The following is a 15,028-nucleotide window of genomic DNA, read 5'->3' on the forward strand; positions in this document are numbered from 1 at the left end:
CTAGCGGCGCGGCTGGTGCGCCGCGACGCCCTGCTCGGCCTGCTCGGCGGTCTCCGCGATCCGGCGCGCGCGGGTCTCCGGCCGCTTCGCCTCGACGATCCAGCCGAGGATCGACCGCCGGACCCCGGGCGTGAACGCGTCGAAGTGCTCGCGAGCGCCCGCCCTCTCGGCGAGCGCCGCGGCGAGGTCCTCGGGCACGACGAGCGCCTCGGCGTCGTCGTGCCGCGTCCACGACCCGTCGGCCTTCGCCGCGTCCACGACGGCGCGGCCGGCGTCGGTCATGCGCCCGTCCGCCTCGATGCGCGCGACCCGCTCCTTGCTCAGCCGGGTCCAGCGGCTGCCGCGCCGGCGGCGCGTGAACCACAGCGCGTGCCGGTCGGCGTCGACCGTCGCGGCCTGCCCGTCGATCCAGCCGTAGGACAGCGCCTCCTCGATCCAGGGCTCGTACCCGTAGGTCGCGCGGCCGCTCTCGCGCCGCCAGGTGAGGAGCCACACCCCGGGCTCGGGGTCGTCATGGTGCTCGGCGAGCCACGCCCGCCACTCCTGCGGCGTCTCCGCATGGATCGCCGGCCTGCCCTGGTACTCCTCGGTCACTGCGCCTCCGTCGTCGCTGCGGGGCACCAGCGTGCCCGACGGGTCGGTGAGGCGCCAGGGAGATGACCCGGGAGGCGTTCCCTCGGCGCCTCCCGGGTCGGTCTGTCAGCCGCAGGACGGGACGGCGACGTCTCGCGCGACCTCCTGGGTCGCGCCGCCCGGGCCGGTCGCCGTGACGGTCACGGGCACGTCCGCCCCCGTCTCCACGCCGCGCACGGCGAAGGACTGGTACGCGTTGGCGCCGGGGGCCACCGCGGCGAAGGACTTCTCCCCCGCGCCGGTGACGAGCGCGACGGCGAGCGCGCCGTCGGACACGTTCCGGGCGCGGACCGCGACGTACGGCGCCCCGGCGAGGCAGCGCGCGGAGGTCTCGACGTCGACGAGCGGTGCGGTCGGCTCGCCGACGACCTCGCCGTCCACGGTGAGCGTGCCGTCGGCGTTCACGACGACGTCCGCCGCCATGGCGGCCGCGAGGTCGAGTCGCTGCCACTCGGCCTCGCCCGCGACGTCGAGCGCGTAGCCCGAGTCGAGCGCGGTCGCGGCGAGGACGAGGCGGCGCTGGTCGCCCGTGAGGTCGGGGAACGCCGTACGCAGCAGGTCCTCGGCGCCGGCGGGCACCCGGACCTCGCGGCCCGCCTCGCCGACCCGCGGGAACCCGTACGTCAGGCGCTGGTCGTAGACCGCGAGCGCCTGGTCGGTGGGGAGGTAGGGCACCTGGTCCTGGGCGCACGCGGCGATCTCGTCGCCGCACGCCCGCTCCAGCACGGTGACGAGCTCGGTCCGGGCCTGCTCGAGGAGCACGCGGAACGCGGGGTCGGACCACCGGAGCTGTGCGATGTTCTGCCCGGCCATGCGCCCGCCCATGACGTCGAGCGGGTAGTGGAAGCCGAGCACGAGGCGGTTGTCGCCGTACTCGGACGCGCGCGCGAGGATCTGCGGCGCGAGCTCCGGCAGGAGGGTGGCGAGCACGGTGCCCTGCGCGTAGCCGTGGTTGGTGTGCCCGCTGGGGAACGAGCCGTTGTTACGGAGCCCCTCGTAGCTGCCGGAGGTCTCGAACGCGTTGACGTGGCCTCCCGCGGACGTGAAGCCGAACCTGACGAACGGCCGCTTGTAGTCGTACGCCGCCTTCGCGGGCTCGTGGTTGCCGACCGACTTCTCGACGCGCCCGGACAGCAGGGCCTTCGTCTTGGGGAGGCGGCCGTCGGCGAGCGCGTCGCGGTAGATCGGCCCCAGCTCGCTGCCGAGCGCGTCCGCCATGGTCTCGTACGCCGAGCCTCGCCCGTCGGTCAGGGCACGCTGGACCTGCGCGTCCCCGGTGACGTACGCGTTGTTGCGCGCGAGCGAGCCGAGGTCGTTGGCGCTCGTGGGCTGGCCGGGCTCGTTGGGCGAGAGGATCTCGGGGTGGTTCGCCCGCAGGTCGGCGAACCCGCGCAGCGTCCAGGTGAACCAGTCCTGCCCGGCCGGGGCCGACGGCGTCGCGTCGGACGCGTAGGTCCGGTCGAGGACGTCCTGCGGGAACGGCATCGACGGGTCGTCGGTGGTGGAGAGCGCGAGGGAGAAGAAGACGTCCGAGCTCGTCTCGTTGCACTGGTGGATCTCGACCGCGATCGTGTTCTCGCCGGGGACGAGCGCCTCCGCGGGGATCACGAGCGTCTCGCGCAGGGGCGCGGTCGCACCGGCCTTGTCCTGGTACTGGAGGTTCCGGGTGATCATCGCGTCACCCCACCCCGCGACGCGCTCGCCGTTGACGTACACGGTGGCGGAGTCGTCGTAGACGAGCGTGCCGCGCAGGCCGGTGATCTCGTCGAGCGTGGCCCCGTCGAGGGTCACGGTCGTGCGGAAGAAGTACGCGGGCACGACGACCCTGGGCGTCTGGGTGATCCAGTAGCTCAGCAGCGTCGTGATGGTGTTGCCGCCGCCGATGCCGCTCGCGGTCCCGTTGACCGCGCCGAAGCCCGGCTTGCCGGTCTTCCACGCCGCGTCGTCGAACGCCGGGTCCGCCCACGCGGTCCGGTCCGCGTTCCCCGCGGCCGGGTCGGTGTTGTCGTCCAGGTAGCGCCAGGTCGTGCCGGCGCCGACCACCTCGGTCGGTGTGAACGCCTCCGCGGCGCGCGCCGCGGGCGCCTGGAGCGCCGCGGCGAGCAGGAGCGCGAGCGTCGTGAGCGCCGCCAGCAGGGCGAGCGGTGCGGTGGTCCGGCGGTCGCGGGGTCGCGGGGCCGGGTACGTCGTCGTACCGGTCATGGGTCGTCCCTCTCGTCGTTGTCGTCGTGCTGGGCGTGGTCGGTGAGACCGCTCGTGCAGGTACGGCAGTCGTGCTCCTACGGCCGTCGCGCCGGTACGTCGTCGGTCAGGAGCAGCGGGCAGAACGCACATGGAGGACGGTGGTGCGGGACCGTACGGCCCCGCACCACCGTCGATCAGGAGCAGGCGACGGCGTCGTACGCGGCCGTGACCTGCTGGGGCTCGCCGTCGGGCGTCGTCACGGTCACCGTGACCTCGCCCGCCTCGACGGCGGAAGCGCGCGTGGCGAACGACTGGTAGGCGTTCGCCCCGGGCGCGACCTCGGCGAAGAGCTTCGAGCCGTACGGGGTCGCGAGCTCGATCGCGGCGGGCTGCTCGCCGGTGTTGAGCGCGCGCACCGCGACGAAGGCCTTGCCGCCGAGGCAGCGGGCCTGCGTCGTGACCTCGACCTGGGGCGCGGGGACGACCCCGGCCGCGTCGGTCGCGACCGCGAACACGTGGAACCGCGTGTTGCGCGGCAGGGTGAGGCTCGTCAGCACCTTGCCCTCGGGCACGGTGACGGGCGCGGTGGCGTAGAGCCCGCAGCCGAACCTGTCTGTCCCGGTCCCGTTGCCCCGTGCGCCCGGCTTGGCGACGAGGATGTTGCTCGGCTCGGGCGAGCCCGTGCACCAGTCGCTCAGGGCGACCTGGGCCGTCTGGCTCGTCCCGTCGGCGAACCCGAGCACGAGGTCGCCGCGCTGCGTGCCGTGGGTCGCCGTCCCGACGACCGAGAGCGTGCGCGTGCCGCGCTGCGCCTCGGGCACCTCGAGCACCTGGCCGTTCGCCGCGACGTTGTCGGGCTCGCCAGCGGGTGCGGCGCCGAGCAGGTAGGTCAGGTCGGTGCCCGGGACGGTCAGCTCGAGGCCCTGGACCACGCCGAGGTCGGCGAGCAGGTCGCGCAGGAGGTACGCACCGGACCCGTCGAGGTTCGCGTTGGCCGCCCCGGCATCGCCGATGCCGACGTTGTCGAACGCGCCCGCGATCCACGACTCCCCGGACACGACGACCGAGATCTCACGCACCGCCTCGGTCCCCGCGGCGTCGTGCACGACGAGCCGCACGGTGTGCACGCCCGGCTCGGCGTCCGCCGCCGCGGCAAGGGTGACCGTCCCCTCGACCGTGGCCGGCAGGCCGTCGGACTCGGCGGTCCACTCAGCGAGGTCGGTCGTCGCCGTCACGGCGCCGTCGGACGTGACCTCGAGCGTCCCCGTCGAGGTCCCCGCGCCCTGCGCGACGACCTGGACGGCGACGTCGGTCTGCCCGCCCGGCGCGAGGACCGGCTGCCGCGGCGTCGCCCCGACGAACAGGCGCTCGACCGTGCCGTCCGCGGGCACGACGGCGCCCGGTGAGGCCGCGGGGTTGGTCGCCCACGCGGACGGCTCGGAGCCGACCGCGACGTCGAGCGTGCCCGCCGCGGTGAGCTCGTCGCCCGTGACCCAGGCACGGTCGAGCGGCTCGCCGCCGAGCGAGACGGACTGCGTGTAGTGCGCGTCGGGCGCGACACCGTCCGCCGTGAGGTGCAGGGAGTCCCGACCGAAGACCTCGGGGTCGAGCGTGATCGTCACGTCGTCGAAGAGCGGGGTCGTCAGGCCCCACAGGTCGGTGCCCGGCACGATCGGGTACACGCCGATCGACGACAGCACGTGCCACGCGGACATCGTGCCGAGGTCGTCGTTGCCCGTGACGCCGTCGGGGCCGTCGGTGAACAGCGTCGACGCGGCGCGCACGACGTCCGTCGTCTTCCAGGGCTGCCCGGTCCACAGGTAGACGTACGGCGCGTGGAGGTTCGGCTCGTTGTTGGGGTTGTAGGTCTCCCAGCCGTAGTAGTCGTACGTGCCGTTGACCCAGACCTCGCTCGCGACGCGCGCGGGGTCGGCGACGAGCTCGTCGTACGCAAAGAACGCGTCGAGGCGCTCGATCGCGGCGTCGGTCCCGCCCATGAGGTCGAACAGGCCCGGCACGTCCTGCGGCACGAGCCACTGGTACTGCACCGCGGTGCCCTCGTGGAACCCGTCCGAGTGCGCAGGGTCCGCGTCGCCCACGAAGAACCCGTCGGCGTTGCGCGCCCGGAAGTTGTCCGTGCGCGGGTCGAACACGTTGCGGTAGCTCTGGCCGCGGGCCGCGTACCGGTCGGCGTCCTCGTCGTGGCCGAGGCCGCGCGCCATGGTCGAGAGCATCGCGTCGGCGACGGCGTACTCCATGGTCGCCGAGGCGCCGTGCTGGAGGTCGTAGTCGCCCGGCTTGCCCGAGCGCGCCGGCTCGTGCGGGACGAACCCGTCGCGCAGGTACTCGACGTTCGCCGCACGCCCGTTGAACGGCGAGTCCGCGGGTGGGACGCCGTCGGCGTTCTGCTGCAGGACGGCGTACGCCTCCTCCTCGTGGCCCGCGAGCAGGCCCTGACGCCACGCGCTGACGAGGAACGGCGTCGCCGGGTCGCCGGTCATGATGTTCGTCTCGACCGTGCCGTACCCCCAGCGCGGCAGCCAGCCGCCCTGCTGGCCCTGGCGCACGAGCGAGAGCGCCATGTCGGCCGACTCGTCGGGCGCGAGCAGGTACAGGAGCTGCTGCTGCGTGCGGTACGTGTCCCAGAGCGAGTAGTTCTGGTAGTAGGTGAAGTCCGGTTCGGCGGCGTGGACCTCCTGGTCCCAGCCGCGGTAGCGCCCGTCGACGTCGGAGCCGACGTTCGGCGCGAGGAAGCTGCGGTAGAGCGACGAGTAGAACGTGCGCAGGTCGTCCTCGGCCCCCTGCGCGACCTGCACGAGGCCGAGCCGCGCCTCCCAGGCCGCGCGCGCGGCGTCGTGCACGGCGTCGAACGTGCCGGCCTCCGCCGCGAGGTTCGCCGCCGCGCCGTCCGCGCCCACGTAGCTCATCGCGGTGACGGCCTCGACATCGAGGTCGCCGCCCGTGGTGTCGAACGTGACGTACGCACCACGGCGCCCCTCGCCGCCGGACGCGGCGTCCGAGCCCGCGGTGACGGTCGCGCCGTCCCACGTGCCGTGCGCGACGAAGGGGCGGTCGAAGGTCGTGCGGGTCCAGATCGTCTGCGGTTCGGTGTCCTGGCAGAACCCGCGCACGGTGATCCGGGTCTCGACCGTGCGGTCGTCGACGACGCGCACGTCGGACTCCGTCACGCGGTTGAGCGCCTGGCCGGCGTTGAGCAGGACGTTGGCCTGCGCCGTCGCGGGGAACGTGTACCGCTGGACGCCCGTGCGCGCGGTCGCGGTGAGCTCGGCCTCGATCGTGCCCGCGGCCGCCTGGAGACCGACGCGGTAGTAGCCGGGCGAGGCCTCCTCGTCGTCGTGGGAGAAGCCGAGGGCGTACTGGCCGTAGTCGGTCGAGGTGATCGCGCCGGTCGTCGGGAGCGTGGGCAACGGGCCGCCGAGGCCGCAACCGACGCCAGAGAGGTGCACGAGCGAGAAGCCGCGGACCGACGTGCGGTCGTAGTCGTACCCGACGTTGTGGCCGTTGTCCGGCGAGAGCTGCACCATGCCGAACGGGACGGCGGCGCCCGGGTAGGTGTTGCCGTCGTCCTTGGTCCCGATGAACGGGTTGACGTAGTCGACCAGCGGGCCGTCGACGGCGGCAGCGGCGGCATCGGACCCCGTCGCTGCCTCCGTCCCCGCGGTGGTCGTGGGCGACACCGCAGGCCCGGGCGCTGCGTACGCGGTCAGCGGGAGCGCGAGGCTCGCCGCGGTGGCCAGGGCGACGACGGCACCCGCGCGACGTCGACGCCCGCCGGGACGCGGCGGGCGAGAACGTGACGGTCCGGTACGTGCCGGGAATGGATCGCGATCAGCGTTGATAGCGCTGTCTGCCCGCATGTGGTGCTCCCCTTGGTCCCACGGCGGCGTGGGGTCGGTGGTCGTCGATGACTCGAAGGCCGGGACCGGCCTCGACGCTGGTCCCGCGGCATACCCTCGCATACGTTGACAGCGCTATCAACCCCCTCGCCCCGATCTCCCCGGACTCCCGAACCCGGGGTTGTTCCCCGGTTCGGCGGCGAACCGGGGAACAACCCCGGGTTCGGCAGCGCCCGGTCCGCGCCGACCCGGGTCGGGCGCGACCGGGCTGCCGACGACCCCGGCGCTCCGCACCTGACAGACTCGTCCCGTGACCACCACGACCGGCCGCACCCCGGCTCTCCTCGCGCACGTGCCCGCACCGACGGGCAAGGCCCCCGACCCGGACGCGCTCTACGAGGGGTTCACCACCTGGGCGACGGAACAGGGCCTCGAGCTCTACCCGCACCAGAGCGAGGCGCTCATCGAGCTGGTCACGGGCTCGCACGTCATCCTCTCGACGCCGACGGGCTCGGGGAAGTCGCTCGTCGCGATGGGCGCGCAGTTCGCGGCGCTCGCCGCGCACCGGTCGGGCCGCGGCGGCCGCACGTACTACACGGCGCCGCTCAAGGCGCTCGTCAGCGAGAAGTTCTTCGCGCTCGTCGCGGCGTTCGGGTCCAAGAACGTGGGCATGACGACGGGCGACTCCGCCGTGAACCCCGACGCCCCGATCATCTGCTGCACGGCGGAGATCCTCGCGAACATCGCGCTGCGCCGCGGCGGCGGGGACGCCGGGTCCGACGGCGAGGACGCGATCTCCCAGGTCGTCATGGACGAGTTCCACTTCTACGCCGACCCGCAGCGCGGCTGGGCGTGGCAGGTGCCCCTGCTCGAGCTCCCGAACACCCAGTTCCTGCTCATGTCCGCGACGCTCGGCGACACGACCCGGTTCGTCGAGGAGCTCGAGGAGCGCACGGGCCGTCCCGTCGCCGAGGTGACCACCGCCCAGCGGCCGGTCCCGCTGCACTTCAGCTACGTCGTCGAGCCGCTCACCGAGGTCATCGAGGAGCTCGTCAGCACCCGCCGCGCGCCCGTGTACGTCGTGCACTTCACGCAGAAAGACGCCGTCGAGCGCGCGCAGTCGTTGCTGTCGATGAACGTCGCGACGAAGTCCGAGAAGGAGGCGATCGCCGCAGAGCTCGGCGACTTCCGCTTCGGCACCGGGTTCGGCAAGACGCTCAGCAAGTTCCTGCGCCACGGCGTCGGCGTGCACCACGCGGGCATGCTCCCCAAGTACCGTCGCGTGGTCGAGCGCCTCACGCAGGCGGGCCTGCTCAAGGTCGTGTGCGGCACGGACACCCTCGGGGTCGGCATCAACGTCCCCATCCGCACGGTCCTGCTCACGAGCCTCGTGAAGTTCGACGGCGAGCGCATGCGCCACCTCACGGCGCGCGAGTTCCACCAGATCGCCGGCCGCGCGGGCCGTGCCGGGTACGACACCGTGGGCGAGGTGCTCGTCATGGCGCCCGACCACGTCATCGAGAACCGCAAGATGCTCGCCAAGGCGGGCGACGACCCGAAGAAGCTCAAGAAGATCGTCCGCAAGAAGGCGCCGCAGGGGTCGGTCAACTGGACCGACGCGACGTTCGAGCGCCTGCGCGACGCCGAGCCCGAGCCCCTGACCAGCCACTTCACCGTGACCCACGCGATGGTGCTCAACGTGCTCGCGCGCACGGCCCAGCACGGACGTGGGCACGTCGACCCCGCCGACCCCCGCCGCGACCCCGTCGAGGCGATGCGGCACCTGCTGCTCGCGAACCACGACAACGACACCCAGCGCCGCGAGCACGTGCGCCAGACGCTGCGCATCTACCGCTCGCTCCGCGTGGCGGGGATCGTCGAGCGCGTGCGCGTCGAGGACCCGTCGCGCCCGGAGGGCTACCGCCCGAGCGTGCGCCTCGTCGGCGACCTGCCGCGCGAGTTCGCGCTCAACCAGCCGCTCTCACCCTTCGCGCTCGCCGCCCTGGACCTGCTCGACGTCGAGGGCGCGACCCACGCGCTCGACGTCGTCTCCGTCATCGAGGCGACGCTCGACGACCCGCGCCAGGTGCTCTACGCGCAGCAGAACGCCGCCAAGGGTGAGGCCGTCGCCGCGATGAAGGCCGAGGGGTACGAGTACGAGGAGCGCATGGCGCTGCTCGAGGAGATCACCTGGCCCAAGCCGCTCGAGGAGCTGCTCGCGCCCGCGTTCGCGATGTACAAGCGGTCCAACCCCTGGGTCGCGGAGGCCGAGCTCTCCCCCAAGTCGGTGGTCCGCGACATGGTCGAGCGCGCCATGACGTTCGCCGAGTTCGTGTCCGTCTACGGCCTCGAGCGGACCGAGGGCGTCGTGCTGCGGTACCTCGCGGACGCCTACCGCGCGCTGCGGCAGGTGGTCCCGGAGGAGCACCGCACCGAGGAGGTGCAGGAGATCGTCGAGTGGCTCGGGGAGCTCGTGCGCGGCGTCGACTCCTCGCTGCTCGACGAGTGGGAGCGCCTGGCGCACCCCGTCGACGACGACGCGGACACCGAGGTCGGTGACGGCCCGCTCTCGGGCGCGGGCGCCGAGGCGCCGACCCGGCCGGTCACGGGCAACCCGCGCTCGTTCCGGCGGCTCGTGCGCAACGCGCTGTTCCGTCGCGTCGAGCTCGCGTCCCGCGAGGACTACCGCGCGCTCGGCGCGCTCGACGGCGGCGCGGGCTGGGACGCGGACGCGTGGGGCGACGCGCTCGACCCGCTGTTCGAGGACCAGGGCGGCGACGCGATCGGGATCGGCCCCGGGGCCCGTGCCGCCGCGCTGTTCCAGGTCGTCGAGGCCGGCGCGGAGGTCCCGGCCGGCCACGAGGGCCCGACGGCGGAGCACGCCCCGGGCGGGGTCGTCCCCGCGGGCACGTGGCTCGTGCGGCAGGTGCTCGACGACCCGGCGGGCGACCACGACTGGGCGGTCACGGCGAGCGTCGACCTCGCGGCGAGCGACGAGGCGGGCGAGCCGGTCGTCACCGTGCTGGCCGTCGGTCCGCTGTAGGCCGGCGCCGCGACGGGCGCGTCACCACCGGGCGCCGCGGCCGCTCAGTCGACCGGAAGCAGCCCGCGCTCGGCGAAGACCTGCTTCGCCACGGCCGTCGCGTTGAGCGCCCGCGGGAACCCGCAGTAGACGGCCGACTGGAGGAGCGCCTCGACGATCTCGGCCGGTGTGAGGCCGACGTCGAGCGCGGTGCGGACGTGGATCTCGAGCTGGGGCTCGCACCCGCCGAGGGCGCTCAGCATCCCGAGCGTGACGAGCTGCCGGTCGCGCGGCTCCAGGTGCGGGCGCGCGTAGATCTCCCCGTACGCCCAGGCCGAGATCTGGTGCTCGAGCTCGGGCGACACGTCCGCGAGCGCCTCCGCGAGGACGGCGCCCGCCGTTGCGTTGACCGCGCCGAACACCCCTCTCCCGTGCTCGTAGCGCTCCGCACGTGTGGTCGGTCGGTCGTCCGTGAAGTTCCCCTGCGTCACGCCGAGCAGCGTAAGGGACGGGGCGTGACCTGCGCCGACGGTCTCACTCCCGGCGTCGCGGGCGGGCGGTCAGCCGGCCTCGCGCCGCCGGTCGAACCGCTCCGGCAGGTGGGTGAAGCCCGCGGAGACGTACGTGGCGACGCCCCCGACGTTGGACGCCGGCGTCGCGACGAGCGCGCTCGAGGCACCCAGCTCACGGAGCGCCGCCAGCCCGGCGAGGGTGACCGCCCGGCCGAGACCGCGACCGCGGTGGTCGGCGTGCACCCCCATGGGCTCGATCAGCCCGGGTCGGCCCGGACCGGCCGACCACACGCCGATCACCGCCACGGCGGGCCCCAGGCCGACGTCCGCCGACTCGCCGTCGGACGGGCCGCCGACGAGCGGGCCGCCGACGGGCGGGCCGTCGTGCACGACGAGGCAGCGTGCGCCGGCGTACGGGAGCCCAGAGGCGAGCGCGTGCCAGCGCTCCGGCGCGGCCCGCGTCCCGCCGAACGACGAGCGGAGCGTCTCGGCCCACGCGCCGGCCTCCGGCGGCCCGACCTCACGCACCCGGACCCCCGGCTCCTCGACGGGGGCGGCCAGGTCACGGCGCAGGAGCGCCCACCGCTCGTCGACGCGCCAGCCCGCCGCGGCCAGGTGCTCGTCCACGCGGGCTCCCACCGGCGCCTCGACCGACGCCCCGCCCTCCCCCAGCACGCCGCGCTCGGGCCGGGTGGCGTCGTCGGCGAGCCGGTGCGCGAGCTCCTCGTCGTGCAGGAGGTCGGGTGCGATCGCGAACCGGAGCAGGTCCGGGCCGTCGAGCAGCCCGACGGCGAGCACCCGCCCGTCGCGGCGCCACGTCCGCAGCGCGGCGGCGGTCGCCGGAGCGCCGTACCGCCAGAACCAGCCCACGTCGCCGGGGTGCAGCTGGAGCGGCGCCGCGTCGTCCTGCCACGCGCCCAGCACGTCCACGACCTCGCCCAACCCGTCGACGCCCGGGGTGCTCGTCTCGATCATGCGTCGATCACACACCACCGCCCCGGGTCCGAGCCCGCTCTTTTCGGCGTGCCTGGTCGCGCGCCCCCCGCTCGCGCCGCGCCGGTGGGCCCCTACGGTGAAGCCATGAGCGACGCACCGCGCACCGGCCGGCACCCCGGCGAACCCCACCACCCGGAGAGCACGGGGTCACGGCTCAACCGGCTGCGTGCCGGGGTCCTGGGCGCGAACGACGGCATCGTCTCGACGGCGGGCGTCGTCGTGGGCGTCGCGGCGACGAGCACGTCGATCCCCGTCATCGCGACGGCGGGCGGCGCGGCGCTCCTCGCGGGAGCGCTGTCCATGGCGGCGGGCGAGTACGTGTCCGTGAGCACGCAGCGCGACACCGAGAAGGCGCTGCTCGCGACCGAGCGCCGTGAGCTCGCCGAGATGCCGGACGCCGAGCTCGACGAGCTCGCCGGGATCTACGAGGCGAAGGGGCTGGCACCGGACCTCGCCCGCCAGGTTGCCGTCCAGCTCACCGAACGTGACCCGCTCGCCGCGCACGCCGACGCCGAGCTCCACCTCGACCCGGACGAGCTCACGAGCCCCTGGGAGGCCGCCGGGGCGTCGATCGCGTCGTTCACCGTCGGCGGGCTGCTGCCGCTCGCGGCGATCCTCCTGACCCCCGCGAGCGTGCGCATCCCGCTCACGTTCGTCGCGGTCGTGCTCGCGCTCATGCTCACGGGGTGGGGGTCGGCCCGGCTCGGGAACGCGCCGACCCGGCGCGCGACGGCCCGGACCGTCGTCGGTGGCGCGGTGGCGATGGGCGTGACCTACGCGATCGGCTCGCTGCTCGACGTCAACGTGTAGCACGGCGCTGCGGCAGAATCGGCCCGTGGCCAAGAAGTCGAAGTCGTCCGCGCACGCCGGCACGCCCGCGGTCGCGCTCCTCGAGCGCGAGGGCGTCGCCCACACGCTGCACCCCTACGAGCACGACCCGTCGAGCGACCTGTCGTACGGCCTGGAGGCCGCGGCGGCGATCGGGGTGCCGGCGGAGCAGGTGTTCAAGACCCTGCTCGCCGTGGTCGACGGCGGGACGCTCGTCGTGGGGATCGTCCCGGTGGACCGCCAGCTCGACCTCAAGGCGCTCGCCAAGGCGGCGGGCGGCAAGAAGGCGACCATGGCGGAGCCCGCCGCGGCCGAGCGCGCGACGGGCTACGTCGTCGGCGGCATCTCGCCCCTGGGCCAGAAGCAGCGCCACCGCACGTTCCTCGACGACACCGCGCTCGCGTTCGACACCGTCTACGTCTCGGGCGGCCGCCGCGGCCTCGACGTCGGCCTCGCGCCGGGAGACCTCCTGCGCCTCACGGCGGGCACCACGGCCCCGATCGCGAGATAGAACCGAGGATCGCCGAGGGAGAACGCTGGTCCGTGCCAGCGTTCTCCCTCACGAGACCAGCGTTCTGTCTCGCGCGACCCGCGGTCCCCCTCGGCGGTGCGTCAGCGCTGGTATGCGGTGTACGGGGCGTCGGTCGGGACGATGTCCTTGCCGAGCGGCAGGAGCGAGACCGGGATCATCTTGAGGTTCGCGATCCCGAGCGGGATGCCGATGATCGACACGAACAGCGGGATCGCGGTGACGACGTGCCCGATCGCGAGCCAGATACCGGCCACGACCACCCAGATGACGTTCCCGATCGTCGACCACGCGCCCGCGGTCGGCTTGTCGACGACCGTGCGGCCGAACGGCCACAGCGCGTAGCCCGCGATGCGGAACGACGCGATGCCGAACGGGATCGTCACGATGAGGATGCAGCAGATGATGCCCGCCAGGACGTAGCCCAGGGCGAGCCACAGCCCGGCGAACACGAGCCAGATGATGTTGAGCAGTGTCTTCACGGCACCGTCCTTTCCCCACCATTCTCGCCGACCAGGCCGCCGGTGCCGATCCGGGACCACCCTGAGACGACCCGGATCTCGGGCGGCCCGCCCGACCTAGACTGACCGCATGCCCCTCCCCGAGCCGTCGTCCGTGCTGCCCGCGCAGATCGCGCAGAACCTCGCCCGGGTGCGGAACCGGGTGGACGACGCCGCGCGCGCAGCGGGGCGCGCGCCGTCGGACGTGCGCCTGCTCGTCGCGACCAAGACGCAGCCCGCGGACGCCGTGCGCGCGGTCGTCGAGGCCGGCGCGGACCTGGTCGGCGAGAACCGCGTGCAGGAGCTCGTCGCGAAGGCGCCCGACCTCGCCGACCTCGTGGCGGCGGGGCGTGTCGAGGTCCACATGATCGGGCACCTCCAGCGCAACAAGGTGAACCAGGTGCTCGCGACGGCCACGGGGGTCGAGAGCGTCGACTCGCTCGCGCTCGCCGAGGCGCTCGCGGCGCGCTGCGCGCGCGACGGCCGCGTGCTCGACGTGCTCGTCCAGGTGAACGTCTCGGACGAGGAGTCCAAGTCGGGTGCCCGGCCCGACGACGCCGCCGCCCTCGCGACCGCCGTCGCCGGGCTCGAGGGTCTGCGCCTGCGGGGCTTCATGACGATCGGCGCGAACTCACCGGACGAGACGGTGGTGCGCGCGGGCTTCGCGCGCCTGCGCGCCGTGCGCGACGCCGTCGCAGTCTCGGGCGCACCGGGGACCGCGGCCGCTGGCGAGCTCTCCATGGGCATGAGCGGCGACCTCGAGCTCGCCGTCGCGGAAGGCGCGACGATCGTCCGCGTCGGCACCGCCGTCTTCGGCCCGCGACCCACGCCGAGGTAGAACCCGCCGTCGCGACGTAGAACCCGGGGAGCTCTACCTCGCGACCGGGAGTTCTACGTCGCGAGGTACGGCGTCACGGGACGCGCGCGGTCCACTCCGGCGTCGAGAACTTCGTCCGCGCGAGCTCCTGGGCGCGCTCGCGCTCCTCGGGCGTGACCTTGCCCTCGACCGTGCGGTAGCGCGACCGGAAGTGCTCCTTGAACGCCTCGATGACGTCCTCGCGCGCCATGCCCGTCTGCGAGCGCACCGGGTCGACGCGCTTGTTCGCGCTCGTCGTGCCCTTGTCCGAGAGCTTCTCGCGGCCGATCCGCAGCACCTCGAGCATCTTGTCGGCGTCGATGTCGTACGCCATCGTCACGTGGTGGAGCACCGCTCCCCCGCGCAGCCGCTTCTGCGCCGCCCCCGCGATCTTGCCCGCGGGCGACGCGATGTCGTTGAGCGGCTTGTACGTCGCCTCGACGCCGACCTCGGCGAGCGCACCGAGCACCCAGTCGTCGAGGAACGCGTACGAGCGCTCGAAGCTCAGCCCCTCGACGAGCGACCCGGGGACGTAGAGCGAGTAGGTGATGGTGTTCCCGGGCTCGACGAACATCGCGCCCCCGCCGGAGATGCGGCGCACGACCGTCACGCCGTGGCGCTCCGCACCCTCGGGGTCGACCTCGTTGCGCAGCGACTGGAACGACCCGATGATCACCGCGGGCGACGCCCACTCCCAGATCCGCAGCGTGGGGCCGCGGTGACCGGCGTCGAGCTCCTCCGTGAGCACCTGGTCGAGCGCGAGGTGCATCGCCGGCTCCTCCGGGCCCTCGTGCACGATCTCGAACGTGTGGTCGTCCCAGCCCGTCGCGTGCCCGAGCGCCCGCCGGACGGCGATGGCCACGGCCTCGGGCGAGAAGCCGATCATCGTGACGTCCTCGCCGAGCGCGCCCTGCACGGCGCTCGCGAGCTGCGCGACCGTCGCCGTCTCGGGCATGCCCGTCAGCGCGCCGTCGATGTCCTCGAGCGCGTCGTCCGGCTCGAGGAAGAAGTCGCCGCTCACCGCGACGCGGGCGAGCCGCCCGGCCTCCACCTCGACGTCGACCGCCACGAGCTTGCCACCAGGAACCTTGTACTCACCACGCACCCGTCC

Annotated in this window: 11 protein-coding genes; 4 read left to right on the forward strand and 7 right to left on the reverse strand. The window is 73.8% G+C overall.

Annotation, left to right across the window (positions count from 1 at the left end):
- The 3 genes from ACN9MS_RS13830 to ACN9MS_RS13840 form a co-directional block, all read right to left on the reverse strand.
- On the reverse strand, window positions 1–594 hold the full coding sequence (locus ACN9MS_RS13830; RefSeq protein ID WP_426309102.1) for a YdeI/OmpD-associated family protein: 594 nt from the start codon (window positions 592–594) through the stop codon (window positions 1–3).
- A 105-nt stretch (window positions 595–699) separates the two neighbouring features.
- Entirely contained in the window at window positions 700–2,835 is a 2,136-nt protein-coding gene (locus ACN9MS_RS13835) for a phosphatase PAP2 family protein (protein WP_426309103.1), read from the reverse strand.
- A gap of 176 nt (window positions 2,836–3,011) precedes the next feature.
- Complete coding sequence (locus ACN9MS_RS13840; protein ID WP_426309104.1) at window positions 3,012–6,515, reverse strand: GH92 family glycosyl hydrolase; 3,504 nt, start codon at window positions 6,513–6,515, stop codon at window positions 3,012–3,014.
- A gap of 469 nt (window positions 6,516–6,984) precedes the next feature.
- On the opposite strand from ACN9MS_RS13840, the gene ACN9MS_RS13845 reads away from it, so the two are divergent.
- Window positions 6,985–9,717, forward strand: a complete 2,733-nt coding sequence (locus tag ACN9MS_RS13845) for a DEAD/DEAH box helicase (RefSeq protein WP_426309105.1) — start codon at window positions 6,985–6,987, stop codon at window positions 9,715–9,717.
- 44 nt (window positions 9,718–9,761) lie between these two features.
- Here the strand turns inward: ACN9MS_RS13845 and ACN9MS_RS13850 are convergent, their stop codons facing one another.
- Together ACN9MS_RS13850 and ACN9MS_RS13855 are read right to left on the reverse strand one after the other, a co-directional pair.
- Window positions 9,762–10,187 (reverse strand): carboxymuconolactone decarboxylase family protein, encoded by a 426-nt coding sequence (locus ACN9MS_RS13850; protein ID WP_426309106.1) that lies wholly within the window; start codon window positions 10,185–10,187, stop codon window positions 9,762–9,764.
- 69 nt (window positions 10,188–10,256) lie between these two features.
- Window positions 10,257–11,183 carry a GNAT family N-acetyltransferase gene (locus ACN9MS_RS13855; protein WP_426309107.1) on the reverse strand — a complete coding sequence of 309 codons (927 nt, stop codon included), beginning with the start codon at window positions 11,181–11,183 and terminating at the stop codon, window positions 10,257–10,259.
- Window positions 11,184–11,288: 105 nt separating this feature from the next.
- On the opposite strand from ACN9MS_RS13855, the gene ACN9MS_RS13860 reads away from it, so the two are divergent.
- Both ACN9MS_RS13860 and ybaK read left to right on the forward strand, forming a co-directional pair.
- Complete coding sequence (locus ACN9MS_RS13860) at window positions 11,289–12,014, forward strand: VIT1/CCC1 transporter family protein (RefSeq protein WP_426309108.1); 726 nt, start codon at window positions 11,289–11,291, stop codon at window positions 12,012–12,014.
- Between the two features lie 25 nt (window positions 12,015–12,039).
- A complete protein-coding gene (gene ybaK / locus ACN9MS_RS13865; RefSeq protein ID WP_426309109.1) occupies window positions 12,040–12,543 on the forward strand; it encodes a Cys-tRNA(Pro) deacylase in 504 nt (167 codons plus the stop codon).
- 101 nt (window positions 12,544–12,644) lie between these two features.
- Here the strand turns inward: ybaK and ACN9MS_RS13870 are convergent, their stop codons facing one another.
- Window positions 12,645–13,043: a YccF domain-containing protein gene (locus tag ACN9MS_RS13870; RefSeq protein WP_047232538.1), complete on the reverse strand. Its 399-nt coding sequence runs from the start codon at window positions 13,041–13,043 to the stop codon at window positions 12,645–12,647.
- A gap of 109 nt (window positions 13,044–13,152) precedes the next feature.
- Between ACN9MS_RS13870 and ACN9MS_RS13875 the strand changes: the two genes are divergently transcribed.
- Complete coding sequence (locus ACN9MS_RS13875) at window positions 13,153–13,899, forward strand: YggS family pyridoxal phosphate-dependent enzyme (RefSeq protein ID WP_426309110.1); 747 nt, start codon at window positions 13,153–13,155, stop codon at window positions 13,897–13,899.
- A gap of 73 nt (window positions 13,900–13,972) precedes the next feature.
- Here ACN9MS_RS13875 and ACN9MS_RS13880 read toward each other — a convergent pair whose 3' ends face one another.
- Window positions 13,973–15,022: a lipoate--protein ligase family protein gene (locus ACN9MS_RS13880; RefSeq protein ID WP_426309111.1), complete on the reverse strand. Its 1,050-nt coding sequence runs from the start codon at window positions 15,020–15,022 to the stop codon at window positions 13,973–13,975.
- Window positions 15,023–15,028: the final 6 nt, after the last annotated feature.

It is taken from the genome of Cellulosimicrobium sp. E-16, from assembly GCF_049913115.1.
In the GTDB taxonomy this organism is placed as follows: Bacteria; Actinomycetota; Actinomycetes; order Actinomycetales; family Cellulomonadaceae; genus Cellulosimicrobium.

Excerpts from the sequence above, each read along its gene's own strand:
- ACN9MS_RS13835 (WP_426309103.1), bottom strand. The coding sequence starts at position 2,835 with ATGACCGGTACGACGACGTACCCGGCCCCGCGACCCCGCGACCGCCGG.
- ACN9MS_RS13855 (WP_426309107.1), bottom strand. The coding sequence starts at position 11,183 with ATGATCGAGACGAGCACCCCGGGCGTCGACGGGTTGGGCGAGGTCGTG.
- ACN9MS_RS13860 (WP_426309108.1), top strand. The coding sequence starts at position 11,289 with ATGAGCGACGCACCGCGCACCGGCCGGCACCCCGGCGAACCCCACCAC.
- ACN9MS_RS13875 (WP_426309110.1), top strand. The coding sequence starts at position 13,153 with ATGCCCCTCCCCGAGCCGTCGTCCGTGCTGCCCGCGCAGATCGCGCAG.